The sequence below is a fragment of the Streptomyces sp. MAI_2237 genome (assembly GCF_054189285.1).
In genome coordinates, this window is sequence record NZ_JAJPGQ010000002.1 from 652,114 (window position 1) to 677,783 (window position 25,670).

23 protein-coding genes and 1 pseudogene are annotated in these 25,670 nt (G+C 68.4%); 3 read left to right on the forward strand and 21 right to left on the reverse strand.

The genetic code is table 11. The features are described from left to right. Positions 1–46: 46 nt before the first annotated feature. Positions 47–733, reverse strand: a complete 687-nt coding sequence (locus tag LN251_RS07790; protein ID WP_458243742.1) for a DUF4389 domain-containing protein — start codon at positions 731–733, stop codon at positions 47–49. 377 nt (positions 734–1,110) lie between these two features. Between LN251_RS07790 and LN251_RS07795 the strand changes: the two genes are divergently transcribed. After that, complete coding sequence (locus LN251_RS07795; RefSeq protein WP_458243743.1) at positions 1,111–1,548, forward strand: hypothetical protein; 438 nt, start codon at positions 1,111–1,113, stop codon at positions 1,546–1,548. Positions 1,549–1,802: 254 nt separating this feature from the next. Here LN251_RS07795 and LN251_RS07800 read toward each other — a convergent pair whose 3' ends face one another. The 5 genes from LN251_RS07800 to LN251_RS07820 all read right to left on the reverse strand — a co-directional run bounded on the left by LN251_RS07800 (position 1,803) and on the right by LN251_RS07820 (position 4,121). Then, complete coding sequence (locus tag LN251_RS07800; RefSeq protein ID WP_458243744.1) at positions 1,803–2,075, reverse strand: hypothetical protein; 273 nt, start codon at positions 2,073–2,075, stop codon at positions 1,803–1,805. Positions 2,076–2,122: 47 nt separating this feature from the next. Continuing rightward, complete coding sequence (locus tag LN251_RS07805; RefSeq protein ID WP_458243745.1) at positions 2,123–2,386, reverse strand: hypothetical protein; 264 nt, start codon at positions 2,384–2,386, stop codon at positions 2,123–2,125. 877 nt (positions 2,387–3,263) lie between these two features. After that, entirely contained in the window at positions 3,264–3,422 is a 159-nt protein-coding gene (locus tag LN251_RS07810; RefSeq protein ID WP_458243746.1) for a hypothetical protein, read from the reverse strand. Then, entirely contained in the window at positions 3,419–3,643 is a 225-nt protein-coding gene (locus tag LN251_RS07815) for a replication initiator (RefSeq protein WP_458243747.1), read from the reverse strand. The genes LN251_RS07810 and LN251_RS07815 overlap by 4 nt, the downstream gene beginning before the upstream one ends. Next, complete coding sequence (locus LN251_RS07820; RefSeq protein ID WP_458243748.1) at positions 3,594–4,121, reverse strand: replication initiator; 528 nt, start codon at positions 4,119–4,121, stop codon at positions 3,594–3,596. Before LN251_RS07820 ends, LN251_RS07815 begins: the two co-directional genes overlap by 50 nt. Before the next feature lie 743 nt (positions 4,122–4,864). Between LN251_RS07820 and LN251_RS07825 the strand changes: the two genes are divergently transcribed. Further along, positions 4,865–5,266 (forward strand): hypothetical protein, encoded by a 402-nt coding sequence (locus LN251_RS07825; RefSeq protein ID WP_458243749.1) that lies wholly within the window; start codon positions 4,865–4,867, stop codon positions 5,264–5,266. Between the two features lie 303 nt (positions 5,267–5,569). Here the strand turns inward: LN251_RS07825 and LN251_RS07830 are convergent, their stop codons facing one another. From LN251_RS07830 to LN251_RS07880, 11 genes and pseudogenes are all read right to left on the reverse strand, one after another. Further along, positions 5,570–7,540: a TIGR03960 family B12-binding radical SAM protein gene (locus LN251_RS07830; protein ID WP_458243750.1), complete on the reverse strand. Its 1,971-nt coding sequence runs from the start codon at positions 7,538–7,540 to the stop codon at positions 5,570–5,572. 123 nt (positions 7,541–7,663) lie between these two features. Next, a complete protein-coding gene (locus LN251_RS07835) occupies positions 7,664–9,172 on the reverse strand; it encodes a CYTH and CHAD domain-containing protein (RefSeq protein ID WP_458243751.1) in 1,509 nt (502 codons plus the stop codon). A 57-nt stretch (positions 9,173–9,229) separates the two neighbouring features. Next, positions 9,230–10,429, reverse strand: a complete 1,200-nt coding sequence (gene rodA, locus LN251_RS07840) for a rod shape-determining protein RodA (protein ID WP_458243752.1) — start codon at positions 10,427–10,429, stop codon at positions 9,230–9,232. Further along, a complete protein-coding gene (gene mrdA / locus LN251_RS07845) occupies positions 10,426–12,678 on the reverse strand; it encodes a penicillin-binding protein 2 (RefSeq protein WP_458243753.1) in 2,253 nt (750 codons plus the stop codon). The genes rodA and mrdA overlap by 4 nt, the downstream gene beginning before the upstream one ends. Before the next feature lie 116 nt (positions 12,679–12,794). Beyond that, positions 12,795–13,475, reverse strand: a complete 681-nt coding sequence (gene mreD, locus LN251_RS07850; RefSeq protein WP_458243754.1) for a rod shape-determining protein MreD — start codon at positions 13,473–13,475, stop codon at positions 12,795–12,797. Between the two features lie 19 nt (positions 13,476–13,494). Further along, positions 13,495–14,433 carry a rod shape-determining protein MreC gene (mreC, locus tag LN251_RS07855; RefSeq protein ID WP_249837680.1) on the reverse strand — a complete coding sequence of 313 codons (939 nt, stop codon included), beginning with the start codon at positions 14,431–14,433 and terminating at the stop codon, positions 13,495–13,497. A gap of 146 nt (positions 14,434–14,579) precedes the next feature. Continuing rightward, positions 14,580–15,599: a rod shape-determining protein gene (locus LN251_RS07860; protein WP_004931372.1), complete on the reverse strand. Its 1,020-nt coding sequence runs from the start codon at positions 15,597–15,599 to the stop codon at positions 14,580–14,582. Between the two features lie 266 nt (positions 15,600–15,865). After that, positions 15,866–16,280 (reverse strand): annotated as a pseudogene (ndk, locus tag LN251_RS07865) (nucleoside-diphosphate kinase). A gap of 67 nt (positions 16,281–16,347) precedes the next feature. After that, positions 16,348–16,704 carry a DUF4233 domain-containing protein gene (locus LN251_RS07870; RefSeq protein WP_458243755.1) on the reverse strand — a complete coding sequence of 119 codons (357 nt, stop codon included), beginning with the start codon at positions 16,702–16,704 and terminating at the stop codon, positions 16,348–16,350. A 4-nt stretch (positions 16,705–16,708) separates the two neighbouring features. Continuing rightward, positions 16,709–18,193 (reverse strand): bifunctional tetrahydrofolate synthase/dihydrofolate synthase, encoded by a 1,485-nt coding sequence (gene folC, locus LN251_RS07875; RefSeq protein WP_458243756.1) that lies wholly within the window; start codon positions 18,191–18,193, stop codon positions 16,709–16,711. A 377-nt stretch (positions 18,194–18,570) separates the two neighbouring features. Continuing rightward, the gene (locus LN251_RS07880) at positions 18,571–21,195 is read right to left on the reverse strand and encodes a valine--tRNA ligase (RefSeq protein WP_458243757.1); all 2,625 of its coding nucleotides are present in this window, start codon (positions 21,193–21,195) and stop codon (positions 18,571–18,573) included. A gap of 136 nt (positions 21,196–21,331) precedes the next feature. Here LN251_RS07880 and LN251_RS07885 point away from each other — a divergent pair, with 136 nt between their 5' ends. After that, positions 21,332–22,291: a hypothetical protein gene (locus LN251_RS07885; RefSeq protein WP_458243758.1), complete on the forward strand. Its 960-nt coding sequence runs from the start codon at positions 21,332–21,334 to the stop codon at positions 22,289–22,291. A 64-nt stretch (positions 22,292–22,355) separates the two neighbouring features. Here LN251_RS07885 and LN251_RS07890 read toward each other — a convergent pair whose 3' ends face one another. The 4 genes from LN251_RS07890 to LN251_RS07905 all read right to left on the reverse strand — a co-directional run bounded on the left by LN251_RS07890 (position 22,356) and on the right by LN251_RS07905 (position 25,670). Continuing rightward, positions 22,356–22,628: a hypothetical protein gene (locus LN251_RS07890; RefSeq protein ID WP_458243759.1), complete on the reverse strand. Its 273-nt coding sequence runs from the start codon at positions 22,626–22,628 to the stop codon at positions 22,356–22,358. A gap of 220 nt (positions 22,629–22,848) precedes the next feature. Further along, complete coding sequence (clpX, locus tag LN251_RS07895; RefSeq protein ID WP_458243760.1) at positions 22,849–24,138, reverse strand: ATP-dependent Clp protease ATP-binding subunit ClpX; 1,290 nt, start codon at positions 24,136–24,138, stop codon at positions 22,849–22,851. Between the two features lie 190 nt (positions 24,139–24,328). Continuing rightward, positions 24,329–25,009, reverse strand: a complete 681-nt coding sequence (locus LN251_RS07900; protein WP_362989652.1) for an ATP-dependent Clp protease proteolytic subunit — start codon at positions 25,007–25,009, stop codon at positions 24,329–24,331. A 52-nt stretch (positions 25,010–25,061) separates the two neighbouring features. Then, on the reverse strand, positions 25,062–25,670 hold the full coding sequence (locus LN251_RS07905) for an ATP-dependent Clp protease proteolytic subunit (RefSeq protein ID WP_055570713.1): 609 nt from the start codon (positions 25,668–25,670) through the stop codon (positions 25,062–25,064).

Here is a 25,670-nt window from a genome sequence, read left to right on the forward strand (position 1 = left end):
ACCGCCCGGGCCGGACGGGGCCGGCGACCTGCGACCTGCGACAGAGTCACTTCGGTCCGGAACCGCTCCCCGCGATGTCCGCCGACGGGTAGGTCCGGCCGCCCATATCGAGACGGAACGGCGGGTACTGATCCGTCATGAGTGCGGCATAGGCGCTCACCCGGGCGACCCATCGGGCCAGGCCCAGCAGGAAGTCGAACAGGGGGACCGGGTAGCGCGCGGTGACCGCGAGGACGATCACCGCGACCAGGGAGAGGAAAGGAATCACGCCGCCGCCACGCCAAGTGTCCCCTGACGCCCAGCCCCAGTCACCGACGAACATCCCGATGACGATGTACTGCGGGATCGCCAGCAGCCACCACTTCACGAGGACCAGGCCGCGCGAGAGACGCTCGGGATAGACGACGTCGAAACGCGCCGGATAGTCCGGCACGTCCTTGAGCGTGAAGGGCGGGTACCGGTCGGTGCCGAGCGCGGTGTGGGCGTAGTAGCTGACACGCCAGTTCCAGCGCAGTACGCCGACGTTGAACTCGAAGAGGGCCCGGGGATACCGGCCCGTGAACAGGATGGCGAAGAACGCGATGACGGTCACGCAGACGAACGCGATCCACAGGAAGAACAGCACGACGTAGTGGGGAATGGCGAGGAGCCACTTCACCAGCCACAGCCATCTGGACAGCCGAGGGTCGAGAGATGCTTCGATACGCACCGGTGACGCACTGACAGGAATCATGCGCGCAAATCCCTTCGAACGTCCCCGCCCGGCGGTCACCGGCCATGCCCCGCCGGAGCAGGCGGGCGGCCAGGTGGCTTCCTGATCACGGACTCAGACTCGCACGTGCCCGGGAACACCGCGACCGGGGTTGATCCGTTCGTACCGCTCGAATCAGTGTGTGTGACCGCTCGGAGCCGAGGTCGGGCCCGCGTTCTTGACCGTCAGCGGCAGCAACTTCTTGCCCGTCGGGCCGACCTGGATATGGGTCTCCATCTGCGGCCGTATGGACACACGGGTAAATCCAGTACGGTCGCAGATGGGGACACGTACACACGGCAGTCGACAAGAGGCACTACTCGGTTGAGACCGAGTGGACTGACGCAGATCTCGCGCTCTTGGAGGAGTCGAAGGCCGCGGAGGCCCTACTGCCCGAGGACGCTCCTCGCGCTCTCTTATCCATCCGCCTGTCCGTACTGACGAACGAAACCACGTCGCCGGTACGGCAGGAGCTAGACCTTCGCATCTTGGCAAGGGAGCGAGGCTGCCGAGTCGTCGGCGTCGCTTCGAACCTGAACGTGTCGGCGACGAAGGTTCCGCCGTGGCGGAGGAAGCAACTCGGGGACTGGCTGAACAATCGCTCCCCCGCAGAGTCCATCGCCCTCTACATGAGGGAGCTCGAACCCGGAGGCCGTTATACGAAGACCCGGTTCACGAAGGAACAGGCAGAGGCGACGCTCGACAAGCTTGTCGGGGAGTTGGAAGCCATCGGCCCCGAGACGGCGAAGGACGGATGGGTCAACATCCACGGCGGTAAGACCCTCCGCGAACACTGAGCAGGAAGGCGGCATGGAAGCCATGGCCGCAGACCTGCACCGAGTCGGCATCCGGTGCGAGGTCACCCGCACCAAGGTGCCGAGGGTGCGAGCCCCGAAGGTGCACCTCCGCCTACCGGTCCCGAGGGACGTACGTGAGCGGCTCGTGATACTAGAGGACGACTTCGCGGAAGCCTTCTGATGCGTCTTCGAAGATACGCATGAGGGCCGGAGTGGATCACGGACTCCGGCCCCCTGCGACGCACTTCAGCTTGTCAGCGTCGCGCTGCCCTGCTCATCAGGAACTCGGCGGCCGCGCCCACAAGGAGGGCCAGGCTCAGGCCCAGCACGCCGGCGTTGATGACGGACGGCCCCTGAGACCACGCCCAGGCACACCCCGCGAGGAAGGCCACCGCGACGGCGATGCGACCGGACATGGTGGACGTGACCACCAAAGGCTGCCGTCCGGCCAGGCGCCGACGGTACTTGACTGCCAGGATGACCGCCGCGGCCAGGATGAGGACGGACGGTCCGGCGAAAACTTCCATCTCCTAGGTCCTCTCTCTTCGGACTAATGTCCGATCTGAAACGCAGTCTACTTGCAATTGCCGCCGGAGTATTCGTACGGAAGGAACGTAGGCACCTTTACCTCCACGCACTTATGGTCGGAGGTGGCGTTCCAGGCAACCCGGGAAATATTCGCAGCGTTGAGGATGCCGTACGCGTCGAACGGCGGCGGCGCCGCAGCAAAGAGCACGCCCACGAAGGCCGAGTTCGCGGCCAAGTGGGCCGTTTCCCTTTTGTTGAAGTACACCGTGCCGCTGATGATTCCCCACGTCCACTTGGGGTCGGCGACCACCGGGAAGGCCGCGTCGGCGCTCGGGTTGACCGTCTGCGTAACGGTGTCGCCATCAACAGTGTAGGTCGTGGGTACAGCGTTGCCGTTGGCGTCCTTGGCCCACGGGGTCTCCAGGCCACCAATGATCGTTCCGTCGGCGTTGAAGACGACCAGGCCGCCCTCGGCGGTTTGACGGGTCGTAGCCCCGGCGGGCAGCGCCAGCCTGAACGACTGTTGGCGCGGAGCGTTGGCGTCGTTGAGCGTGAACAGCGCGCGGAAGCCCCCGTCAGTGGTCGCCTGCGCGGGCCGCGGTCACGGATGCGTCGTTCCCCGCGAAGACGTTCGTGTCGTTTGTACTGGACTGCTGCTTGGCCCCGGTCGCCGGCAGCGTGAGGGAGACGGTCGCGTCTCCCTTCGTTGCGGTGATGGGCTCATCACCGCGAGTAGGAAGCGTCACCTGGGCGCCGCTCACCGGCGAGTCCAGGGCAGTCGAGCGCAAGTTGGCGGTCCCGGTTGCGTTTTCGATCAGCGTCGCGGCACGAGAGGCAGAGTGGTTCGTGTCGGCTGCCGCAGCAGGCGCCAAAGTTGCGGTCAGAGCGGCTGCGCCGGCAAGTATGGAAAAGCCGGCTATTGCACGTCTGCGCATGAAGTTGTCCCCCAGAAGATGTTCTGCGTCCGCGGGTCAATGCGGACTGATCAACTTCTACACGATCAAGCGCAAACGTTCGAAGCGGATTGCATCGCCACCATCCAGCAGCAGACTCAGAACTTGACCGGAGCTTGGGCATTGGATGGTGAACTTACGCTTTCCCGGCAGGGGCGATTCGGACAATCGAAAGTTTTCGCTGAACGGAGTAGCACGCCGCGAACTCCTGCGTGATGTCTGTCACTTGAACCACTACACGGGGTCGAACGGCTCTTCCGTGCCGTCATCGTCAACGATCTCGCTCTCGCTCTCGATCTCGCTCTCGATCAGACTCACGGCCGTCTCGTCATCATCCCGAGGCAGCGACGAACGGCGAGACTCCCGATTTTCACGTTCGGTCGGAGCGGTCATCGGCACCACTCCCCGGCAACGCCGGCCGCGATGAGTGCTGCGCCGAGGGTGTGGCCGGAGCCGACGTATCGCCAGTTCCGTTCGGTGATTGCTTCGGGTAGGTCGGTGTGGTCCTGGTGGTGGGCGCGTTGGGCGCGAAGTGCTGCGTAGGTGGTGGAGTAGGCGCGGGATTTAGTGAGGATGTGTCCTCGGTAGCCGAGCGTGTGAGTCCAGGCACGCAAGCGGAGGGGCGTGTACTCGGGTAGGGCCGCCGAGGCGCCAGCAGGTCCGCATGAGGGTTCGGGTGTGTTCGCTCACGGGTGCCGACTCGATGTCCTCCCGATTCGAAAGCGGATGGTCAGTGCCGGCGCCTGTGTCGCTCGCGCCCTTGGTGACGTAGTTGGCGACGTACGCGGCGACCGCGTCATCGTCGGGTCCGTCACCGTCAGTCCGTAGGGGCCGGGCGTCGGTCTGGGCGCCCCAGCGTAGGGTCGGCTCGCCCACGGCGGGGCAGTAGGGCGTACGGACCAGGACCCGCCGCGCGGAGGCGCGTACGGCGTCGGTGAGGAGTTCGGCCGTGGCCCAGGCGGGGGGTTCGTCGCCGGGTCCGGTCGGGCCGTCGAGGCGGACGACGGCATGGACGTGGACGGCCGCCCGCCTCTGGTACTCGACGACGCGGGCGAAGGACAGTCGGGCGTGCTGGGCGAAGCGGGACTGCACCAGGCCGACCGATGATGCGAGGCGCCGCCGGACGTCGATGACGACGGTCCCACAGCTTGGGTGCTTAGGCGCGGGGGCGCCGCGCGGGCTGCGACATCTCGCGGCGCCCTGATGTCGCCCGACGAGGTCGGAGCACGGCCGTCCCTGCTTGCGGTGCTTGCCGGACTAGACGCGCTTGCCGTCCGGACAACCGGTGCCCCGTTCCGACGCGAGCGCGGCCAGGACGTCGATGGCCTCCATCACGTGCCCCGTGGCAGTGTCGTTCGGGAGCCCAGCCGCGTGGTGGGCTTACGTTTGTCCGCAGCGCAGATGCGAGTAACAGCAAGGTTCGTAGTCGGCCGGAGTCCGACGTCACGGGGGCGCCGGGCAGGTGCCCGTGCACGGTCAGCAGGCGCCGCCGTTCAGAAGCTCAGTCATCCGCCGTGGCAACGGCGATCGGGCAAGACCCCCGGTACAAGACGCGAAGCGCCGGCCGCAGCCAGCACGTCCGCCACTTCCTCCTTACTCACCCCCACCAGCGCCTCCCTCACTCGATCGAGTGCCTCGCTCACGTCAGTGCGAGTGACCACTCGAAGCCGACGCCTGACCCGCGTTCTTGACCGTCAAGGGCAGCAACTTCTTGCCGGTCGGGCCGATTTGTATGGCCGTGTCCATCTGCGGGCGAACCCACATCACAACACGGCTATGCCCCGGACCTACCCGGAGCGCATGATCTCCCTCAGCACCAACAACCAGGGGGGCGCATGCCGCGCACGATCATGCTGTTCGCTGTCGTCCTACTCGCCAGCCTTACTGCCTGCGGAAGTAGAGACGAGGCCCGCTACCCAGCCGCGCATCCGAAGGGCACGCCAACCGTCGGCAAAGAGGACTACCTCAGGGTGGCCCACGACCTGCCGTACACCGAGGGCAAGCCAACCGATCAAGAACTCCTTGCCTTCCCACCGAGGTGGTGTCACGGCCTGGCCCAGGGACACAGCGTGAGGCACCTGTTCAGTTTCAGCGGGGACGGCCTGTATCCGGCCGGCCAAGACTGGGGCATGCTGCAGGCTGACGCCAACGACCTGCTGACAACCGGCGTGAACGTCTACTGCCCGCAGTATTGGAACCATGTGAAGCAAGACGTCAAGGCCAACGGCGGCTTCTGAAGGCCGCGGGAAACGGCGCACCGCTTCGCCGAGCCGACGGCGGGACGCATGATCTCCGGCCAACGCCACGAGGCTCAAGATGAGCCTCAGGAACTGCTGGCAAAACCCCGAAGGGGTCAGATCCACTCCACCTCTGAGGCGATCTGTGACGCTCCTCCAGGGATCGGCAGCGGCGTTCGGCGAGCCGTCCGCGGCACTGCGGGGCGAGACATTGAAGCGCCGACCGCTGCAAGCGCAGCCGCCATCTCCTCCTCGCTCACCCCCACCAGCGCCTCCATCACTCGATCGAGTGCCTCGCTCACCTCAGTGCGTGTGACCGCTCGAAGCCGGCGACGGACCCGCGTTCTTGACCGTCAGCGGCAGCAACTTCTTGCCGGTCGGGCCGATTTGGATGGTCGTGTCCATCTGCGGGCACACCCCGCAGTCGAAGCACGGGGTCCAGCGGCAGTCCTCGACCTCTGTCTCGTCGAGGGCGTCCTGCCAGTCCTCCCAGAGCCAGTCCTTGTCCAGGCCGGAGTCGAGGTGGTCCCAGGGGAGGACCTCCTCGTAGGTGCGCTCGCGGGTGGTGTACCAGTCGACGTCCACGCCGAGGGGCGTCAGGGCCTTGTCGGCGCAGGCCATCCAGCGGTCGTAGGAGAAGTGCTCACGCCAGCCGTCGAAGCGGCCGCCGTCCTCGTAGACGGCGCGGATGACGGCGCCGATCCGGCGGTCGCCGCGGGAGAGGAGGCCCTCGACGATGCCCGGCTTGCCGTCGTGGTAGCGGAAGCCGATCGAGCGGCCGTACTTCTTGTCGCCGCGGATCTTGTCGCGGAGCTTCTCCAGGCGGGCGTCCGTCTCCTCGGCGGAGAGCTGCGGGGCCCACTGGAAGGGGGTGTGCGGCTTGGGGACGAACCCGCCGATCGAGACCGTGCAGCGGATGTCGTTGGAGCGGGAGACCTCGCGGCCCTTCTGGATGACCCGCGTCGCCATGTCGGCGATCTGCAGGACGTCCTCGTCCGTCTCCGTCGGCAGGCCGCACATGAAGTACAGCTTCACCTGGCGCCAGCCGTTGCCGTAGGCGGTGGCGACGGTGCGGATGAGGTCCTCCTCGGACACCATCTTGTTGATGACCTTGCGCATCCGCTCCGAGCCGCCCTCGGGGGCGAAGGTGAGGCCCGAGCGGCGGCCGTTGCGCGTGAGCTCGTTGGCCAGGTCGACGTTGAAGGCGTCGACTCGGGTGGAGGGGAGGGAGAGGCCGATCTTGTCCTCTTCGTAGCGGTCGGCCAGGCCCTTGGCGATGTCGCCGATCTCGCTGTGGTCCGCGGAGGACAGCGAGAGGAGGCCGACCTCCTCGAAGCCCGTCGCCTTCAGGCCCTTGTCGACCATCTCGCCGATGCCGGTGATGGAGCGCTCACGCACCGGGCGGGTGATCATGCCGGCCTGGCAGAAGCGGCAGCCGCGCGTGCAGCCGCGGAAGATCTCCACCGACATCCGCTCGTGGACGGTCTCGGCCAGCGGGACCAGCGGCTGCTTGGGGTAGGGCCATTCGTCGAGGTCCATGACGGTGTGCTTGGACACGCGCCACGGGACACCCGACTTGTTGGGGACCACGCGGGCGATACGGCCGTCGGGGAGGTACTCGACGTCGTAGAACGCCGGGATGTAGACCCCGCCGGTCTTGGCGAGGCGGAAGAGGACCTCTTCGCGGCCGCCGGGGCGGCCCTCGGCCTTCCACTCCTTGATGATCCGCGTCATGTCCAGCACGGCCTGCTCGCCGTCGCCGATGATCGCCGCGTCGATGAAGTCCGCGATGGGCTCCGGGTTGAACGCCGCGTGGCCGCCCGCGAGGACGATCGGGTCGTCGAGGCCGCGGTCCTTCGACTCCAGCGGGATGCCCGCCAGGTCCAGGGCGGTGAGCATGTTCGTGTAGCCGAGTTCGGTGGAGAAGGACAGGCCGAACACGTCGAACGCCTTCACCGGGCGGTGGCTGTCCACCGTGAACTGCGGGACGTCGTGCTCCCGCATCAGCGCCTCCAGGTCCGGCCACACGCTGTACGTGCGCTCGGCGAGGACGCCCTCCTGCTCGTTCAGGACCTCGTAGAGGATCATGACGCCCTGGTTGGGCAGGCCGACCTCGTAGGCGTCCGGGTACATCAGCGCCCAGCGGACGTCGCAGGACTCCCACGGCTTGACCGTGGAGTTGAGCTCTCCGCCGACGTACTGGATCGGCTTCTGCACATGGGGGAGCAGAGCTTCGAGCTGCGGGAACACCGACGCAGCGACTTCGGCAGGCATCTCGCGAACCTTCGTGGGATGGATCCAACGGACAGGGGTGACCATCAAGACTAACGCGGCCCCGGCCCTTCCCCGACCGCCCGGACGCCCGCACCGCCCGGGCCCGCCGTCCGCGGCCGGCCCTCAGATGTCCGTCGCCTCCTTGATCCCCCGCCAGGCGACGGGCAGCGCCCCTTCCGAGGCCGCAGCCCGCTGCTCCTCACGCCCGTAGAGCACCCCGTACGTGAACGCGCTCTCCCCCGCCGCGTGCGCCACCGCGGACAGCTCACGCAGCGTCTGGCGGGCCATGACGCTGTCCTGGTGGTCGCCGAGCAGGGTCTGGACCGACTTCATCGACTTGACCAGAGCGGACGCGCGGGCGCCGAGGGCTCCGACGGCGGCCTCCGCCGAGTACCGGGCCCGCTTGGCCTTCTTGCGGGCCTCGTGCAGCGCCAGGTCGCGTTCGGTGCCGGGGTCGAGGGCGAGGGCCGCCTCCACCGTCTCCGCCAGTCTCCCGAGGTCCTTGCGTACGGCCCTGGCGATCACCTTCTCCGGTGTGCCCCCGGCCGCCTTCAGCAGGGGCGGCTCGTCGACCAGCGTGTCCAGGGTGTCGAGCAGGGCCAGGTACCGCGCGGAGTCCAGTACGCCTACCAGCCGGCGGCGTGAGCCGCCGCGCCGGTCCGTCGCCCACCTCCGCAGCCGGCTGTGGACGGGGCCGGTGACCAGCGTCCGGGGCAGTCCGTCGAGGGAGGCCGTCAGGCGCTCGGCGAGGACCTCGCTGTCGCGCCCCACCCCGAGTTCGCCGGCCAGCCACTTCAGTTCCTCGCCGACAGGGTCGGTGACGGCGCGGTCGAGGACCTTCGCGTAGCTGCGGAAGACGCTGCGCATGCGGCGGGTGGCGACGCGCATGCGGTGCAGGGCGTCGGGGACGTCCCTGCGTACCGCCGGGTCGAGGGCGACGATCGTGTCCCGCTGCTCGCGGACGTAGGCGAGGACATGGTCGCCGGCGGTCACCGGCGGGGGTGTGGCCGGCTTGCCGTTGCGGCGCTTCTTCTTCGGCGCCGTCTCCGCCAGCGCCCGGGCCAGCTTCGAGGCCGACCCGGAGGGCCGTACGCCCGCCTTGCGCAGTCGTTTGTCGACCTTGTCGAGGAAGGCCGGGTCGCCGTCGTCGGCGAGTTCGACCTCCAGTTCCGTCCACTGGGCGGTGCCGCCGGCGCCGGTGAGCCGTTCGGCGTGGACGGCGTCCACGCTGACCTCGGCCAGGACGCGGCCGGTGGGGTCGACGAGGTCGCTGACGTCGCGGTCGGAGCGCAGCCGGACCACGGGCAGCACCTCGGCCTCGCGGACCCGGGAGCGGATCAGGCCGGCGAGGACGGGCGGGAGGGTGTCGGAGAGCGGGGCGCGGATCTCGTCGCGGACGTCCGGGGCGACGGGGAACTTCAGGTGCCAGCCGGCGTCCGCGCCGCCGGTGCGGCGGCGCAGCGTGATCGAGGCGGCGGCGAGGCGCTCGTCCGCGGTGTCGTAGTAGGTGGCGTCCAGGTGCGCGACGCCCTTGTCGACCACGGCGTCGACACCCGCGACGCCGGTCAGGTCGGGCAGCCCGCTGTCGTCGGACTCGTACTTGCGCTCGATCTCGCGTTTGGTGTCCGCCATGACCCGAATCTAGTGGGATCCGGGTCCGGACGGCAGGGCCGATCGGGCCGCCTGCGATCAGGCGGACATCGGTCGTTGGACCTTGATCGACTGCAGCAGACCCACGGCCAACCACACCGCGAACATCGAGGAGCCACCGTACGACACGAACGGCAGCGGCAGGCCGGTGACCGGCATGATCCCGAGGGTCATGCCGATGTTCTCGAACGACTGGAACGCGAACCAGGCGACGATGCCAGCGGCGACGATCGTGCCGTAGAGCTCCGTGGAGTCGCGGGCGATGCGGCAGGCGCGCCACAGGACCACGCCGAGCAGGAGGATGATCAGGCCCGCGCCGACGAAGCCGAGCTCCTCCCCCGCGACGGTGAACACGAAGTCGGTCTGCTGCTCGGGCACGAACTGGCCGGTGGTCTGCGAGCCGTGGAAGAGGCCGGCCCCGGTCAGGCCGCCCGAACCGATCGCGATGCGGGCCTGGTTGGTGTTGTAGCCGACGCCGGCCGGGTCGAGGCTGGGGTTCGCGAAGGCCGCGAAGCGGGCGATCTGGTACTCGTCCAGGATGTGCAGCTGCCAGATGGCGATGCAGCCGACGACGCCGGCCGTGATCATGCCGAAGATCCAGCGGTTGGAGGCGCCGGAGGCGAGCAGCACGCCCAGGATGATCGTCACCAGGACCAGGACGGTGCCGAGGTCGGGCATGAGCAGCACGATCAGGATGGGTACGGCGGCCAGGCCGAGCGCCTGCAGGACCGTGCGGTGGTCGGGGTACTTCTTGTCGCCCGCGTCGACCCGGGCCGACAGCAGCATCGCCATGCCCAGGATGATCGTGATCTTCACGAACTCGGCGGGCTGGAGGGAGAATCCGCCGCCGAAGACGATCCAGTTGCGGCTGCCGTTGATGGTGGCGCCGAGCGGGGTGAGGACCAGCAGCACCCCGAACAGGGAGATGCCGTAGAGGATCGGGACGGCCGTGCGCAGGGTGCGGTGGCCGAGCCAGATCACGCCGATCATCAGGGCGAGCCCGATGCCGGTGTTCATGACGTGGCGGATCAGGAAGTAGTACGGGTCGCCCTGGTTGATCTCCGTGCGGTTGCGGGTCGCGGAGAAGACGAGGAGCGAGCCGAGGCCGGACAGGGCGAGGCCCGACAGGAGCATCGGCCAGTCCAGGCGGCGGGCGACCGAGTCGCGGGCGAAGATCCGCGTCCAGCCGGCCCGCTCGGGCCCGTACCCGGAGACGGAGAAGCTGTTGGCACCGGTCATGTGAGCATCCTCCGGCTTCCCCTTCCGCGCTGCCTGCGGCGCGTGTTGCGGTTGGTCGCGGTGGGCGAGGCGGTGGTGGCGCCGGGCTGGGTGCCGTCGGGGGACGTGGGGTCCTGCTTGTCCGCCTTCTGCAGGTCCTTGACGGGGTCCTTGGCGACCTTCGGGGAGGCGATGGTGCCGTCCGTCTGGATCTTCGGCAGGCTCTTCTGCGGGGTGGGCAGCAGTGCCTTCTTCTTGTCGATGGAGCCGTCGGACTGCACGCCGTACATCGCGCTGTAGATGTTGCGCACGGCCTCACCGGAGGCGCCGGAACCGGTACCGGCCTGGGCGATGGTCATGACGACCGTGTAGTCCTTGGAGTACGTGGCGAGCCACGAGGTGGTCTGCTTGCCGTAGACCTCGGCGGTACCGGTCTTGGCGTGCAGCTCGATCTTGTCCTGCGGCCAGCCCTGGAACTTCCAGGCGGCGGTACCGCTGGTGACGACGCCGGCCAGGGCCTTGTCCATGCCCTTGAGGGTGGCCTTGCTGACCGGCAGCTTGGCCCTGACCTTCGGCTTGATCTCCTGGACGGTCCTGCCGTCGGCGCTGACGACCGCCTTGCCGATGGTGGGGACGTACTCGGTGCCGCCGTTGGCGAGGGCGCCGTAGATCATGGCCTCCTGGATCGGCGTGACGAGCGTGTCGCCCTGGCCGATGGAGTAGTTGATCGAGTCACCCTCGCGCATCTTGTTGCCCTCGAGGCAGTTCTCGTAGGCGATCTTCTCGACGTACGAGCCGTCCTTCTTGCCGGTCCTGCACCAGGCGTCCTTGTTGGCCTTCCAGTAGGACTCCTTCCACTGGCGGTCGGGGACACGGCCGGTGACCTCGTTCGGCAGGTCGACGCCGGTCTCCTTGCCGAGGCCGAACTGGTGGGCTGCCTTGTAGAAGTAGTCCTTCGGCTGGCCCTTCTTGGGGTTGATGCCGCCGTCCTTCTTCCACTGCTGGTCGGCGAGGCCGTAGAAGACGGTGTCGCAGGAGACCTCCAGGGCGCGGCCCAGGGAGATCGGGCCGAAGTTCTCGCCCTCGAAGTTCTTGAAGACCTGGCCGCCCACGGAGTACGAGCTGGTGCAGGGGTAGCCGCCGTCCCACACGTAGCCGGCCTCGACCGCGGCGGCCGTGGAGACCACCTTGAAGGTCGAACCGGGCGCGGACTGACCCTGTATGGCGCGGTTCAGCAGCGGGTAGTCGGACTTCTTGCCGGTGAGCGCCTTGTAGTCCTTGGCGGAGATGCCGCCCACCCACACGTTCGGGTCGTAGGTCGGGGCGGAGGCCATGGCGACGATGCGGCCGGTCTTGGCCTCCATGACGACGACGGCGCCGGAGTCGGCCTTGTAGTTCTCGCCGGTGATCTTGTCGAACTGGGTACGGGCGATCTTCATCGCGTTGTCCAGCTCGTACTCGGCGACGCGCTGGACGCGGGAGTCGATGCTGGTGACGAGGTTCGCGCCGGGCTCGGCGGCGTCGGACTTGGCCTTGCCGATGACGCGGCCGAGGTTGTCGACCTCGTAGCGGGTGACGCCGGCCTTGCCGCGCAGTTCCTTGTCGTACTGGCGCTCGAGACCCGAGCGGCCGACCTGGTCGGAGCGCAGGTAGGGCGAGTCGGTGTTCTTGGCCTGCTGGATCTCGTCGTCGGTGACCGGGGAGAGGTAGCCGAGGACCTGGGCGGTGTTGGCCTTGCCGGGGGCTGGATAGCGGCGCACGGCCTCGGGTTCGGCGGTGATGCCGGGGAAGTCCTCGGAGCGCTCGCGGATCTGCAGGGCCTGGCGCGGGGTGGCCTCGTCGGTGATGGGGATCGGCTGGTACGGCGAGCCGTTCCAGCACGGCTGCGGGGTCTTGGCGTCGCACAGCCGGACCTTCTGCATGACGTCGGCGGGCTTCATGCCGAGGACGCCGGCCAGCTTGGTCAGGACGGCCTTGCCGTCGTCCTTCATCTTCAGCAGGTCGGTGCGGGAGGCGGAGACCACGAGCCGGGTCTCGTTGTCCGCGATCGGCACGCCGCGCGCGTCCAGGATGGAGCCGCGCACGGCGGGCTCGACGACCTGCTGGACGTGGTTGCCGGAGGCTTCCTTCTGGTACGCGGCGCCCTCGCGGATCTGCAGGTACCACAGGCGGCCGCCGAGGGTGCCGAGCAGGGAGAGGACGAGGATCTGGATGACGACGAGGCGGATCTGGACGCGTGGCGTCCGTCCGGTCTCGGGAATGTTGGTCACGTTGGCTGACTCCCCCTCTCAGTGCGCGAATGTGTCGGCGCGTACGCATGATGAACGACGGACCTGTGAGGCGCCGTTCCGCGAAAAGTGCCCCGTTCGGGTGAACTGACCCGCTGTCACAGCCGCTTGACCCCCTTGATGCGTCCCACCCGGGCGGTGCGGGTGCGCGCCTTGGTCTTCAGGGCGCCCAGGCCGCCGCGCTGGCCGCCGATCTTCAGGCCGGTGCCGGCGGAGATCCACCCCGAGGAGATGTCGGTGGCCTTCTTGCCGGTGGAACCGGTCTCGGCGAGCGGGTCGTTGTCGGCGCGCCGGGCCAGGGCCATGATCCCGGGGACCACGAAGGGGGCGAGCAGCAGGTCGTACAGGGCGGCCGTGAACAGCAGGCCGGCCAGGCCCACATGGCGGGCGGCGGTGTCGCCGACGAGGGCGCCGACCCCGGCGTACAGCAGGGTGGAGCCGATGGCGGCGGCGACCACGACGACCATGGGGCCGGTGGCCGACTTGAGTCTGCCGTTCTCGGGTTTGATCAGGCCGGCGAGGTAGCCGATGACGCACAGGACCAGGGCGTAGCGGCCGGCCGCGTGGTCGGCCGGGGGCGCGAGGTCGGCGAGCAGGCCGGCGCCGAAGCCGACGAGGGCGCCGCCGACATGGCCGTAGACCATGGCCAGGGCCAGGACGGTCAGGAGCAGCAAGTCGGGTACGGCGCCCGGCAGATGGAGCCGGGAGAGGACGCTCACCTGGATCACCAGGGCGACGACCACCAGTGTTGAGGAGAGCAGGATCCGGTTGACACGCATGGGGATTCAGCTCCTACTGCTACGGGGTCGGGCCGTTGGTGGGCGCGTTCGCCGAGGGGGTGACCGTGACGGTGACCGTCGGCGTCGGGGTCGGCTTGGGCTTCTTCGGCAGCACCGTGTCGCGGGGGTCCTTCTTCGGGGCCTCGACGACGACGCCGACGATGTCGAGCTTGGTGAAGCCGACGTACGGCGTGACGTAGATGGTCCGGGTCAGGCCGCCCTCGGAGGGCTGGACGCGGGAGACCACGCCGACCGGGACGCCCGGCACGAAGGGCTTGTCGGCCTCGGAGCCGAAGGTGACGAGCCGGTCGCCCTTCTTCACGTCCGCCTTGCCGTTGAGGAGTTCGACGCGCAGCGGCCGGTCGCCCTGGCCTGAGGCGAAGCCGAGTTCGTCGCTGTTCTCCATGCGGGTGCCGACGGTGAAGTCGGGGTCGTTGGCGAGCAGGACGGTGGAGGTGTTCGGGCCGACGGTCGTGACGCGCCCGACGAGGCCGTCGCCGTTGAGGACGGTCATGTCGCGCTTGATGCCGTCGTTCGCGCCGACGTCGATGGTGATGGTCCAGGAGAAGCCCTGGGCCGCTCCTATGGCGATGACCTCGGCGCCCTTGATGCCGTACTGGCCCTCGCCGGCGATCTTCAGCATCTTGTCGAGCTGCTTGAGGCGGCTGGTGTTGCGGTCGTCGCTGCCGAGTTTGGCCTTGAGAGCCGCGTTCTCCTTCTCCAGCCGGGCGAGCCGGTCGTGCTTGGTGCCGGAGTCGCGGACCGCGGAGACGGCGTTGCCGACCGGGTCGACCGCCGCCGACACGCCGTTCTCGATCGGGCCGAAGGCCGCGGCCGCCGCCCGGCGGGCACCGTCGACCGGTGAGTCCTCCCCGCCGCGGATGTCCACGGTGATCAGCGCGAACGCGACGGCGATCAACAGCACCAGGAGCAGCCGGCTCTCTCTCGTGTCCCTCACGTGCGGCGGCCGTGCCTTCCTCATAGGAATGTGCGGGTGTTCAGGTGTCGAAGGGTGCGAAGGCTTATGCGTGAGCTTATGCCTCTATATCAACGATCCGCCGCACGAGAGGAGATCATCTCGTACGGCGGAATCGAAGAGTTACGTCATCTGCGCGGCTGGGCGTCCAGCACCTGCTGAAGCGCCTCGAACTCCTCCACGCACTTGCCGGAACCGAGCGCCACGCTGTCCAGCGGGTCCTCGGCGATGTGGATCGGCATGCCCGTCTCGCGCCGCAGCCGCTCGTCGAGGCCGCGCAGCAGGGCTCCGCCGCCGGTCAGAACGATTCCGCGGTCCATGATGTCGCCGGACAGCTCCGGCGGGCACTTGTCGAGGGTCGTCTTGACGGCGTCGACGATGGCGTTGACCGGTTCCTCGATGGCCTTGCGCACCTCTGCGGCCGAGATGACGACGGTCTTGGGCAGCCCGGACACCAGGTCCCGGCCGCGGATTTCGGTGTGTTCGTCAGCGTCGAGGTCGTACGCCGAACCGATCGTGATCTTGATCTGCTCGGCAGTCCGCTCACCCAGAAGAAGGCTGTACTCCTTCTTGATGTGCTGGATGATCGCGTTGTCCAGTTCGTCGCCCGCGACGCGGATGGACTGGGCGGTGACGATGCCGCCGAGCGAGATGACCGCAACCTCCGTCGTGCCGCCGCCGATGTCCACCACCATGTTGCCCGTGGCCTCGTGGACCGGCAGGCCGGAACCGATGGCCGCGGCCATGGGCTCCTCGATGATGTGCACCTGGCGGGCGCCGGCCTGGGACGACGCCTCGATGACGGCGCGGCGCTCGACGCCGGTGATGCCCGAGGGCACACAGACGACGACCCGCGGACGAGCCAGATACCGCCGCTTGTGGATCTTCAGGATGAAGTAGCGGAGCATCCGCTCGGTGATCTCGAAGTCGGCGATCACGCCGTCCTTCAGCGGGCGGACGGCGACGATGTTGCCGGGCGTGCGGCCGATCATCTTCTTCGCTTCGGCACCGACCGCGAGGATGCCACCGGTGTTCGTGTTGATCGCGACTACGGACGGCTCGTTGAGTACGATCCCGCGACCCCTGACGTACACCAGCGTGTTGGCGGTCCCGAGGTCGACAGCCATGTCACGGCCGATGAACGACATTGAGTTCCCCATCAGGATTCGTCTGGCCTTCCTGGGAGCTTTTGAGGGCTTTTCAGGTCGGCGAAGTAAGTGCTGTGACGTGAAGGCTTCCATGCTATCGGCGCCCGCACGGACACTGCGTAAGGGTCTCCGCCATTGTCAGCAGATGCTGGGTGCGTTCGCTTGGTGAGAGGGGCGTTCGGGGGTGCTCGTTCCCTCGATCGCCGCGCATATGCCAGAAAGTCCGGGGGTCACCGCCCCCGGAATCGCCGTTCCGCGGGGCCGGGTTACGCGCGGCCCGGGAAGAAGATCTTCACCTCGCGCGCGGCGGACTCCTCGGAGTCGGAGGCGTGGATCAGGTTCTCCCGGACGATGACGCCGTAGTCGCCGCGGATGGAGCCGGGCGCGGCGGCGATCGGGTCGGTCGGGCCGGCGAGCGCGCGCAGCCCCTCGATGACCCGCTCCCCCTCGACGATCAGCGCCACGACCGGGCCGGAGGCCATGAACTCCACCAGCGGCTCGTAGAACGGCTTGCCCTTGTGCTCTCCGTAGTGCTGCTCCAGCGTCTCCTGGTCCAGGGTGCGCAGCTCCAGCGCGGTGATCTGCCAGCCGGCCTTGCGCTCGATGCGGCTGATGATCTCGCCGGTCAGGCCCGCGGCGGACTGCGTCGGGCTTGAGCAGGACGAGGGTGCGCTGGCTCACTGCGGGCTCCTAGTGATCAAGAGTCGTGCGGGGTGTTCGAAGATTACAGGGCGTGTCGGGGCCCTCGTCACGCAGCGTCAGGTGTAGAGGAGCCGCTCTGGGCGGCGAATCTCGCCTTCGCCTCGTCGATCTTCCTGCCGTAGTGCACCGAGGCCCACCACAGGGCGGCGAAGATCGCGCCGAGGAAGAACATCGTCGGCACGGCGAACCCGGAGGCGATCAGCGCGACCTGAAGCGCCCAGCCCAGTGCGATGCCGCCCGGGCGGGTCACCATGCCGCACAGCACCAGGCACAGGAACATTGCGATGCCGCTGACGGTCCACACCGTCGCCACGGACAGGTCCGGGTCCTTCATGGCGACCAGCCCGGCGAACCCGATCACGAAGAACTCGCCGATCAGCGTCGAGGAACACAGCGTACGCACGGTGTCAGCCCCTCCCGAGGAGCAGTCGGGCCTCGCCCACGGTGATGACGGAGCCGGTGACGAGGACTCCGCCGCCCGCGAACTCGCCCTCCTCCTCCGCAAGGGTGATCGCGGCCTCCAGGGCGTCCGGCAGCCGCGGCTCGACCTGGACGCGGTCCTCGCCGAAGACCTCGACGGCGATCGCGGCGAGTTCGTCGGCGTCCATCGCGCGGTGCGTGGAGTTCTGGGTGACGACGACCTCGGTGAAGATCGGCTCGAAGGCCTCCAGCAGCCCGCGCACGTTCTTGTCGCCGCTGGCGCCCACGACCCCGATCAGCCGGCTGAAGTCGAACGCCTCACCGACCGCCTCGGCGGTGGCCCGGGCACCGGCCGGGTTGTGGGCCGCGTCCAGCACGACCGTCGGGGAGCGCCGTACGACCTCCAGGCGGCCCGGGGAGGACACGGACGCGAAGGCCTTGCGGACCGTGTCGATGTCGAGGGGCTCGGGGCGCTGCGAGCCGACGCCGAAGAACGCCTCGACGGCGGCCAGCGCCACGGCCGCGTTGTGCGCCTGGTACGGGCCGTGCAGCGGCAGGTAGACCTCGCCGTACTCGCCGCCGAGGCCGCGCAGGGTGAGCAGCTGGCCGCCGACGGCCACATGGCGGGCGACCACGCCGAACTCCAGGCCCTCGCGGGCCACGGTGGCGTCCACGTCGACGGCCTTCTTCAGCAGCACCTGGGCCGCGTCGACCGGCTGCTGCGCCAGGATCACGGTCGCGTCCTGCTTGATGATCCCGGACTTCTCCGAGGCGATCGCGGCGGGCGTCTCCCCCAGGCGGTCGGTGTGGTCGAGGTCGATCGGGGTGATGACGGCGACGTCCGCGTCGATGACGTTCGTGGCGTCCCAGGAGCCGCCCATGCCGACCTCGACGACGGCCACGTCCACGGGGGCGTCCGCGAAGGCCGCGTACGCCATGCCGGTGAGGACCTCGAAGAAGGACAGGCGGTACTCCTGCGAGGCGTCGACCATCTCGACGTAGGGCTTGATGTCGTCGTACGTCTCGATGAAGCGCTCGGCGGAGATCGGGGCGCCGTCCAGGCTGATGCGCTCGGTGATCGACTGCACGTGCGGGGAGGTGTAGCGGCCCGTGCGCAGCTCGAAGGCGCCGAGGAGGGCCTCGATCATGCGGGCGGTGGACGTCTTGCCGTTCGTGCCCGTGATGTGGATCGAGGGGTACGAGCGCTGCGGCTCGCCCAGCACGTCCATCAGCGCGGCGATCCGGCTGACCGACGGCTCCAGCTTCGTCTCGCCCCAGCGGGTCGCAAGGTCGGCCTCGACCGCGCGCAGGGCCTTGTCGACCTCCGGGTCCTCGGGGCGGGCGGGCACGTCGGCGCTCGGGGCTCCGCCCTGGGTGCGGAGGGTTCGGCTGCCGGCCTCGATGACCGCGAGATCGGGGTCACGGGTGGTCTCTTCCGCGATGATCTCGTCGAAGGGGTCGCTGTCACTCACAGGGCCAGTCTAGGGCTGCGCCCGGGGGGAGGGGTGGCTGGTCCCGGTCGGCGGGCACGGGGAGGTCTGTGGCTGGTCCCGGTCGGCGCCTGAGGGGAGGGGTGGCTGGTCCAGGTCGGCGGGCACGGGGAGGTCTGTGGCTTGTCGCGCAGTTCCCCGCGCCCCTGGGTGGGTGGCGGCACCCGGGGCTCAACAGTTACGAGGGCCGCGCGCGCCGGGGTGCGCGAAGGGCCAGGGCGCGTCACAGCTGCGAGGGCGGCCCGCGCCCCTTGGGTGGGCGAAGGCTCTCGGCGCTCAGCAGCTCCGAGGGCCGCGCCCCGGGGTGGGCGAAGGCCCCCGGTGCCTGTCGGCTCCGGGGGCCCGCGTGCCTGGGTCGGTTACTGCTGGGGCAGGCGGTCCAGCTGGGACTGGATGCGGGTGATGTCCTCCTCCGCCTTGGCCAGGCGGGTGCGGATCTTGTCGACCACGTTGTCCGGGGCCTTCGCCAGGAACGCCTCGTTGCCCAGCTTGGCCGTCGCCTGGGCCTTCTCCTTCTCCGCCGCCGCGAGATCCTTGGCGAGGCGCTTGCGCTCCGCCGCGACGTCGATGGTGCCGGAGAGGTCGAGGGCGACCTCGGCGCCCGCGACCGGGAGGGTGGCCGTCGCCGTGAAGGAGTCGCCCTCCGGCTGCAGGCGCAGCAGCTGGCGGATGGCGGCCTCGTGCGGCGCCAGTGCCGTGCCGTCCAGGCTGAGGCGGGCCGGGACGCGCTGGCCCGGCTGCAGGCCCTGGTCGGCGCGGAAGCGGCGGACCTCGGTGATGACCGACTGGAGGGTCTCGATCTCCCGCTCGGCGCCGGCGTCCCGGAAGCCGCTGTCGGCCGGCCACTCGGCGACGACGACCGACTCGCCGCCCGTGAGGGTGGTCCACAGGGTCTCCGTGACGAAGGGGACGACCGGGTGCAGCAGCTTGAGCGTGACGTCGAGGACCTCGCCCAGGACCCGCTTCGAGACCTCCGCGGCCTCACCGCCCGCCTGGAACGTCGTCTTGGACAGCTCGACGTACCAGTCGAAGACCTCGTCCCACGCGAAGTGGAAGAGGGCGTCGGAGAGCTTCGCGAACTGGTAGTCCTCGTAAAGCGCGTCGACTTCGGCGACGACGGAGTTGAGCCGGGACAGGATCCATCGGTCCGTGGGCGACATCGCCGACGCGTCGGGCAGCGGGCCGTCCACCGTCGCGCCGTTCATCAGCGCGAAGCGGGTGGCGTTCCAGATCTTGTTGGCGAAGTTGCGCGAGCCCTGGACCCAGTCCTCGCCGATGGGCACGTCGACGCCCGGGTTGGCACCGCGCGCGAGGGTGAACCGGAGCGCGTCGGAGCCGTACTTGTCCATCCAGTCCAGCGGGTTGACCGCGTTGCCGAAGGACTTCGACATCTTCTTGCCGAACTGGTCGCGGACCATGCCGTGCAGGGCGATGGTGTGGAAAGGCGGGGTGCCGTCCATCGCGTACAGGCCGAACATCATCATCCGGGCGACCCAGAAGAAGAGGATGTCGTAGCCGGTGACCAGGACGGAGTTCGGGTAGAACTTCGCGAGCGACTCGGTCTGTTCGGGCCAGCCGAGCGTGGAGAAGGGCCAAAGACCCGAGGAGAACCAGGTGTCGAGGACGTCGGTGTCCTGACGCCAGCCCTCGCCGGTGGGGGCCTCGTCGTCGGGGCCGACGCAGACGACCTCGCCGTTCGGGCCGTACCAGACCGGGATGCGGTGGCCCCACCACAACTGCCGTGAGATGCACCAGTCGTGGAGGTTGTCGACCCAGTCGAAGTACCGCTTCTCCATCTCCTGGGGGTGGATCTTGACGCGGCCGTCGCGGACCGCGTCGCCGGCTGCCTTCGCCAGCGGGCCGACCTTGACCCACCACTGCATGGACAGGCGCGGTTCGATGGTCGTCTTGCAGCGCGAGCAGTGGCCCACCGAGTGGACGTAGGGCCGCTTCTCGGCGACGATCCGGCCCTCGGCGCGCAGCGCGGCGACGATGGCGGAGCGTGCCTCCAGCCGGTCCAGGCCCTGGAAGGGGCCGTGTGCGGTGATGACCGCGTGCTCGTCCATGATCGTGAGGGACGGCAGGCCGTGGCGCTGGCCGATCTCGAAGTCGTTCGGGTCGTGCGCCGGGGTCACCTTGACCGCGCCGGTGCCGAACTCCGGGTCGACGTGCGTGTCCGCGACGACCGGGATGAACCGGTCGGTCAGCGGCAGGCGGATCTGCTTGCCGACCAGGTGCCGGTAGCGCTCGTCGTCGGGGTGCACGGCGACGGCGGTGTCGCCGAGCATCGTCTCGGCACGGGTGGTGGCGACGACGATGGTGTCGTCTCCCTCGCCGTACTTCATGGAGACGAGCTCGCCGTCGTCGTCCTGGTACTCGACCTCGATGTCCGAGATGGCGGTCAGACAGCGCGGGCACCAGTTGATGATGCGCTCGGCGCGGTAGATCAGCTCGTCGTCGTAGAGCCGCTTGAAGATGGTCTGGACGGCCTGGGACAGGCCCTCGTCCATGGTGAAGCGCTCGCGCGACCACGCGACGCCGTCGCCCAGGCGGCGCATCTGGCCGCTGATCTGGCCGCCGGACTCGCCCTTCCACTGCCAGACGCGCTCGACGAAGGCCTCACGGCCGAGGTCGTGGCGGGACTTGCCCTCCTTGCCGAGTTCGCGCTCGACGACGTTCTGCGTGGCGATGCCGGCGTGGTCCATGCCGGGCTGCCACAGCGTCTCGTAGCCCTGCATGCGCTTGCGGCGGGTGAGGGCGTCGATGAGGGTGTGCTCGAAGGCGTGCCCGAGGTGCAGGCTGCCCGTGACGTTCGGCGGCGGGATGACGATGGTGTACGGCGGCTTGTCGCTCTTCTCGTCCGCCTCGAAGTAGCCCCGCTCCACCCAGCGCTCGTACAGCGGCCCCTCTACATCGGCCGGCGCGTACTGGGTCGGCAGTTCGGTGCTGGGCGCTGATGGCTGCTGCTGAGCGTTCTCGGTCACGGGGTCAGTTTAGGGGTGTCGCGGGGGTGTCCCGAAACGCGTTTGTTCTGTAACGGTGCGGCCCCCGCTGGAACACCTGCTCCCCGTCTACGCCAGGATGTCAGGGCCACATAAGCATCTGGAGGGGAACCCAGAAATGAGTCACAACCAGCCGGGCCCGTACGGCGGGCAGCCCCAGCAGCCCGGGCCGTACGGCCAGCCGGGACCCTACGGCCAGCAGCCGCCGCAGGCCCCCCAGCCCGGCTACGGCTACCCCCAGCAGCCGCCGACGGCACCCCAGCCGGGCTACGGCTACCCGCAGACGCCCCCGCAGGGCGTGCCGCCGCAGCAGCCGGGCCCGTACGGGCAGCAGCAGCCGCCCTACGGCCAGCAGCCGTACGGCCAGCAGCCCTACACGGTCCCGCAGCCCCCGGTCCCGGGCGGCGGCAAGAAGAAGACGGGCCTGATCATCGGCGCGGTGGCGGTCGTGGCCGCGATCGGGGTGGGGATCTACTTCGTGGTGGGCGGCAGTAGTGGCGCCGGTTCGAGCGTCGCCGACGACGGCCCGCACAAGCTGACGACGCCGTCGGTCGTGCTCACCGAGTACAAGAAGTCCAGCGGCGACAGCAACACGATGACCAAGTCCGACCTGCAGGACGCGGCGTCCTGGGGCGTCAAGGACGCCAAGGACGTCAGCGCCTCCTACGAGGTGAAGGACGCGAGCAACCCGCTGGGCGGGAAGATCCTCTCGTTCGGTGGTGTCTACGGAACGATCGACGATCCCGGAAAGGCCGTTGACGCCTTCTTCAGTTTCATGAAGAACGACTCCAAGAAGGAGAACGTCACCTTCGAGGGAAGCCCGAAGGAGTACAAGCCCGCAGGGCTGAACGGCGCGATCCTCAAGTGCCAGGGGGCCAAGGTCGAGAACTCGTCCGCGGCCTCGTCCGGCATGGCCAAGGAGATGGGCGTGACGTACTGCGTCTGGGGCGACCACAGCACGCTCGGTTTCGTGATGCCGATGAAGTACTCGGACATCGCGGCGGGCAACGCGACCGACCCCACGGAGGCGGCGGCGACGACCGCCAAGCTCCGCAACGAGGTCCGCGTCAAGGCCTAGTCAGAGCACCGTGAGGGGGCCTTCGCCGGCGAACGCCCCCTCACCGTGTCAGTCCATCAGGACGTCAGGCCCACGAACACGCCTTCTGTGCCACGCTGTTCGAAATTCCCAGCTGAACGAGCTTGTACACGCATACCGGATTGGCCGTCGTCCCCAACCCGGTGGACAGCTTCTCGTAGCCACAAGCGGTTGTGACCTTCGCACCGACCACGTACCCGTAGGTGTGGACTATGCCGGTGCACTGGGCGACGGTGGCCGAGGCCGGCGAAGCCGCGATGAGGGGCGCTGCCCCTACCGCCACCATCACACCGACCGTCGCCAAGATGCGCTTTGTCATCACTGCTTGGAACCCTCCCGTTTCATCAACACCAGCCGCTCGAACGCGCGACCGATGGAGCTCGCGTTCAGAGGATCATGTGATCGAGAGCGCTTCCAAGGAGTGACGTGGACCTGACGCGATTTCGCTGCAACGCGACTCAATGACGTCATGGTGTCAAAAAGGAACAGGCGCCCGGCGATATCGCCGGGCGCCTGTTCCTACGACGTACCTGAACCGTCTACGCCGTCTTCTGCTCCCCCGGGCCCCGGCCGTTGCGGGCTTCCCTCGGGATCAGGGTCGGGTTGACGTTGGAGTGGACGACGTCGGCCGTGATGACCACGCGGGCCACGTCCTTGCGGGACGGGACCTCGTACATCACCGACATCAGGACCTCCTCCATGATGGCGCGCAGGCCGCGCGCGCCGGTCTGGCGGAGGATGGCCTGATCGGCGATGGCCTCCAGGGCCTCGCGCTCGAAGTCCAGCTCCACGCCGTCGAGTTCGAAGAGGCGCTGGTACTGCTTGACGAGCGCGTTGCGCGGCTCGACCAGGATCTGCAGCAGCGCCTCGCGGTCGAGGTTGTGGACCGAGGTGATGACCGGGAGGCGGCCGATGAACTCGGGGATCATGCCGAACTTGACCAGGTCCTCGGGCATGACGTCCTCGAACTGGTCCTTGGCCTCCAGCTCGCGCTTGGAGCGGATCGTCGCGCCGAAGCCGATGCCCTTGGCACCCGCCCGGGACTCGATGATCTTCTCCAGGCCCGCGAAGGCACCGCCCACGATGAACAGGACGTTCGTCGTGTCGATCTGGATGAACTCCTGGTGGGGGTGCTTGCGGCCGCCCTGGGGCGGAACGGAGGCGGTGGTGCCCTCCAGGATCTTCAGCAGAGCCTGCTGGACGCCCTCGCCCGACACGTCGCGCGTGATGGAGGGGTTTTCACTCTTCCGCGCGACCTTGTCGATCTCGTCGATGTAGATGATCCCGGTCTCGGCCTTCTTGACGTCGTAGTCGGCCGCCTGGATCAGCTTGAGCAGGATGTTCTCGACGTCCTCGCCGACATAGCCGGCCTCCGTCAGCGCCGTCGCGTCCGCGATCGCGAACGGGACGTTCAGCATGCGGGCCAGGGTCTGCGCGAGGAGCGTCTTGCCCGAGCCCGTGGGGCCGAGCAGGAGGATGTTGGACTTCGCCAACTCGATCGCGTCGTCACGGCCGCTGCCGCCGCCGTTCTCGCCGGCCTGGACGCGCTTGTAGTGGTTGTAGACCGCGACGGAGAGGGACTTCTTCGCCGCCTCCTGGCCCACCACGTAGCCCTCGAGGAACTCGTAGATCTCGCGCGGCTTGGGAAGCTCCTCCCAGCGCACCTCGCTGGTCTCCGCCAGCTCTTCCTCGATGATCTCGTTGCAGAGATCGATGCACTCGTCGCAGATGTACACACCAGGCCCTGCGATGAGCTTCTTGACCTGCTTCTGGCTCTTGCCGCAGAACGAGCACTTCAGCAGATCGCCGCCGTCACCGATGCGTGCCACGGTGTGCTTCCCCTTCGCCTGGGAGACGCCTAGATCCAGCGGCTCCTGGTGCTGCCTATTCCGACGGTACCTTGCCGGGCCCCCCGTTCGGGCCCCCCTTGGCGCGGTTCACTGTGACGTGCAGCGTGTCAAAGCACACCAACCGTGCCAAGGGGCGGCAGACGATACAGCTTCCGCACCGCTTCCGTTGTCAGCGGACGGCCGCGTTGTTCATCTTCCGGGTGGAGATGATCTGGTCGATCAGGCCGTACGACAGCGCGTCCTCGGCCGTGAGGATCTTGTCGCGCTCGATGTCCTCGCGGATCTTCTCGATCGGCGTGGTCGAGTGCTTGGCCAGCATCTCCTCCAGCTGCGCACGCATCCGGAGGATCTCGTTGGCGGCGATCTCCAGGTCGGAGACCTGACCGCGGCCCGTCTCGCTGTAGGGCTGGTGGATCAGCACACGGGCGTTCGGCAGCGCCATGCGCTTGCCCGGCGTGCCGGCGGCCAGCAGGATGGCGGCGGCGGAGGCCGCCTGGCCCATGCAGACCGTCTGGATGTCGGGCTTCACGAACTGCATCGTGTCGTAGATGGCCGTCAGCGCCGTGAAGGAGCCGCCGGGGCTGTTGATGTAGACCGAGATGTCCCGGTCGGGGTCCATCGACTCCAGGCACAGCAGCTGCGCCATGACGTCGTTGGCCGAGGCGTCGTCGATCTGGACGCCGAGGAAGATCACCCGCTCCTCGAAGAGCTTCGCGTACGGGTCGTATTCACGGATGCCCTGCGAGGTGCGCTCGACGAAGCGCGGGATCACGTAGCGGGACTCGGCGCGCGGGCCGGTGTACTCGGCCTCGGTGCGGGCGTGGAGGCCGCTGCCGGGGAAGTCGTTCACTGTCTGTCTCCTAGGGGCTTGGGCGGTCGGCTGGGGGCTCGGCGGGGTGGCCTCAGGCCGCGCCGGTGCCACCGCCGCCCGGCATACCGGCGGCCGTCGGGATGACGTCGTCGATGAGGCCGTACTCCTTGGCCTCGAAGGCGTCGAACCAGCGGTCGCGGTCCGAGTCGCGGGTGATCTGCTCGACCGACTGGCCGGTGTGCTGCGAGGTGAGCTCGGCCATGCGCTTCTTGGTGTGCAGCAGCCGCTCGGCGTGGATCTTGATGTCGGAGGCCGAGCCCGCCAGGCCCGCGGAGGGCTGGTGGATCAGGATCTCGGCGTTCGGCAGCGCGAAGCGCTTGCCGGGAGTGCCCGCGCTGAGCAGGAACTGCCCCATGGAGGCCGCGAGGCCCATGGCGATGGTCACCACGTCGTTCTTGATGAACTGCATGGTGTCGTAGATAGCCATACCGGCCGTGATCGAACCGCCCGGGCTGTTGATGTAGAGGTAGATGTCCTTGTCCGGGTCGGCGGCAAGGAGCAGCAGCTGTGCGGTGATCTTGTTCGCAATGTCGTCGTCGACCGGCTGGCCGAGGAAGATGATCCGCTCGTTGAGCAGCCGGTTGTAGACCTGGTCGCCGAGGCCACCACCGATGGAAGGCTCGCCGGCGGCTGAGGGCAT

Excerpts from the sequence above, each read along its gene's own strand:
- LN251_RS07790 (WP_458243742.1), bottom strand. The coding sequence starts at position 733 with ATGATTCCTGTCAGTGCGTCACCGGTGCGTATCGAAGCATCTCTCGAC.
- LN251_RS07800 (WP_458243744.1), bottom strand. The coding sequence starts at position 2,075 with ATGGAAGTTTTCGCCGGACCGTCCGTCCTCATCCTGGCCGCGGCGGTC.
- LN251_RS07810 (WP_458243746.1), bottom strand. The coding sequence starts at position 3,422 with ATGACCGCTCCGACCGAACGTGAAAATCGGGAGTCTCGCCGTTCGTCG.
- LN251_RS07825 (WP_458243749.1), top strand. The coding sequence starts at position 4,865 with ATGCCGCGCACGATCATGCTGTTCGCTGTCGTCCTACTCGCCAGCCTT.
- LN251_RS07830 (WP_458243750.1), bottom strand. The coding sequence starts at position 7,540 with ATGCCTGCCGAAGTCGCTGCGTCGGTGTTCCCGCAGCTCGAAGCTCTG.
- LN251_RS07835 (WP_458243751.1), bottom strand. The coding sequence starts at position 9,172 with ATGGCGGACACCAAACGCGAGATCGAGCGCAAGTACGAGTCCGACGAC.
- rodA (WP_458243752.1), bottom strand. The coding sequence starts at position 10,429 with ATGACCGGTGCCAACAGCTTCTCCGTCTCCGGGTACGGGCCCGAGCGG.
- mreD (WP_458243754.1), bottom strand. The coding sequence starts at position 13,475 with ATGCGTGTCAACCGGATCCTGCTCTCCTCAACACTGGTGGTCGTCGCC.
- LN251_RS07860 (WP_004931372.1), bottom strand. The coding sequence starts at position 15,599 with ATGTCGTTCATCGGCCGTGACATGGCTGTCGACCTCGGGACCGCCAAC.
- LN251_RS07885 (WP_458243758.1), top strand. The coding sequence starts at position 21,332 with ATGAGTCACAACCAGCCGGGCCCGTACGGCGGGCAGCCCCAGCAGCCC.
- LN251_RS07890 (WP_458243759.1), bottom strand. The coding sequence starts at position 22,628 with ATGACAAAGCGCATCTTGGCGACGGTCGGTGTGATGGTGGCGGTAGGG.
- LN251_RS07905 (WP_055570713.1), bottom strand. The coding sequence starts at position 25,670 with ATGCCCTCAGCCGCCGGCGAGCCTTCCATCGGTGGTGGCCTCGGCGAC.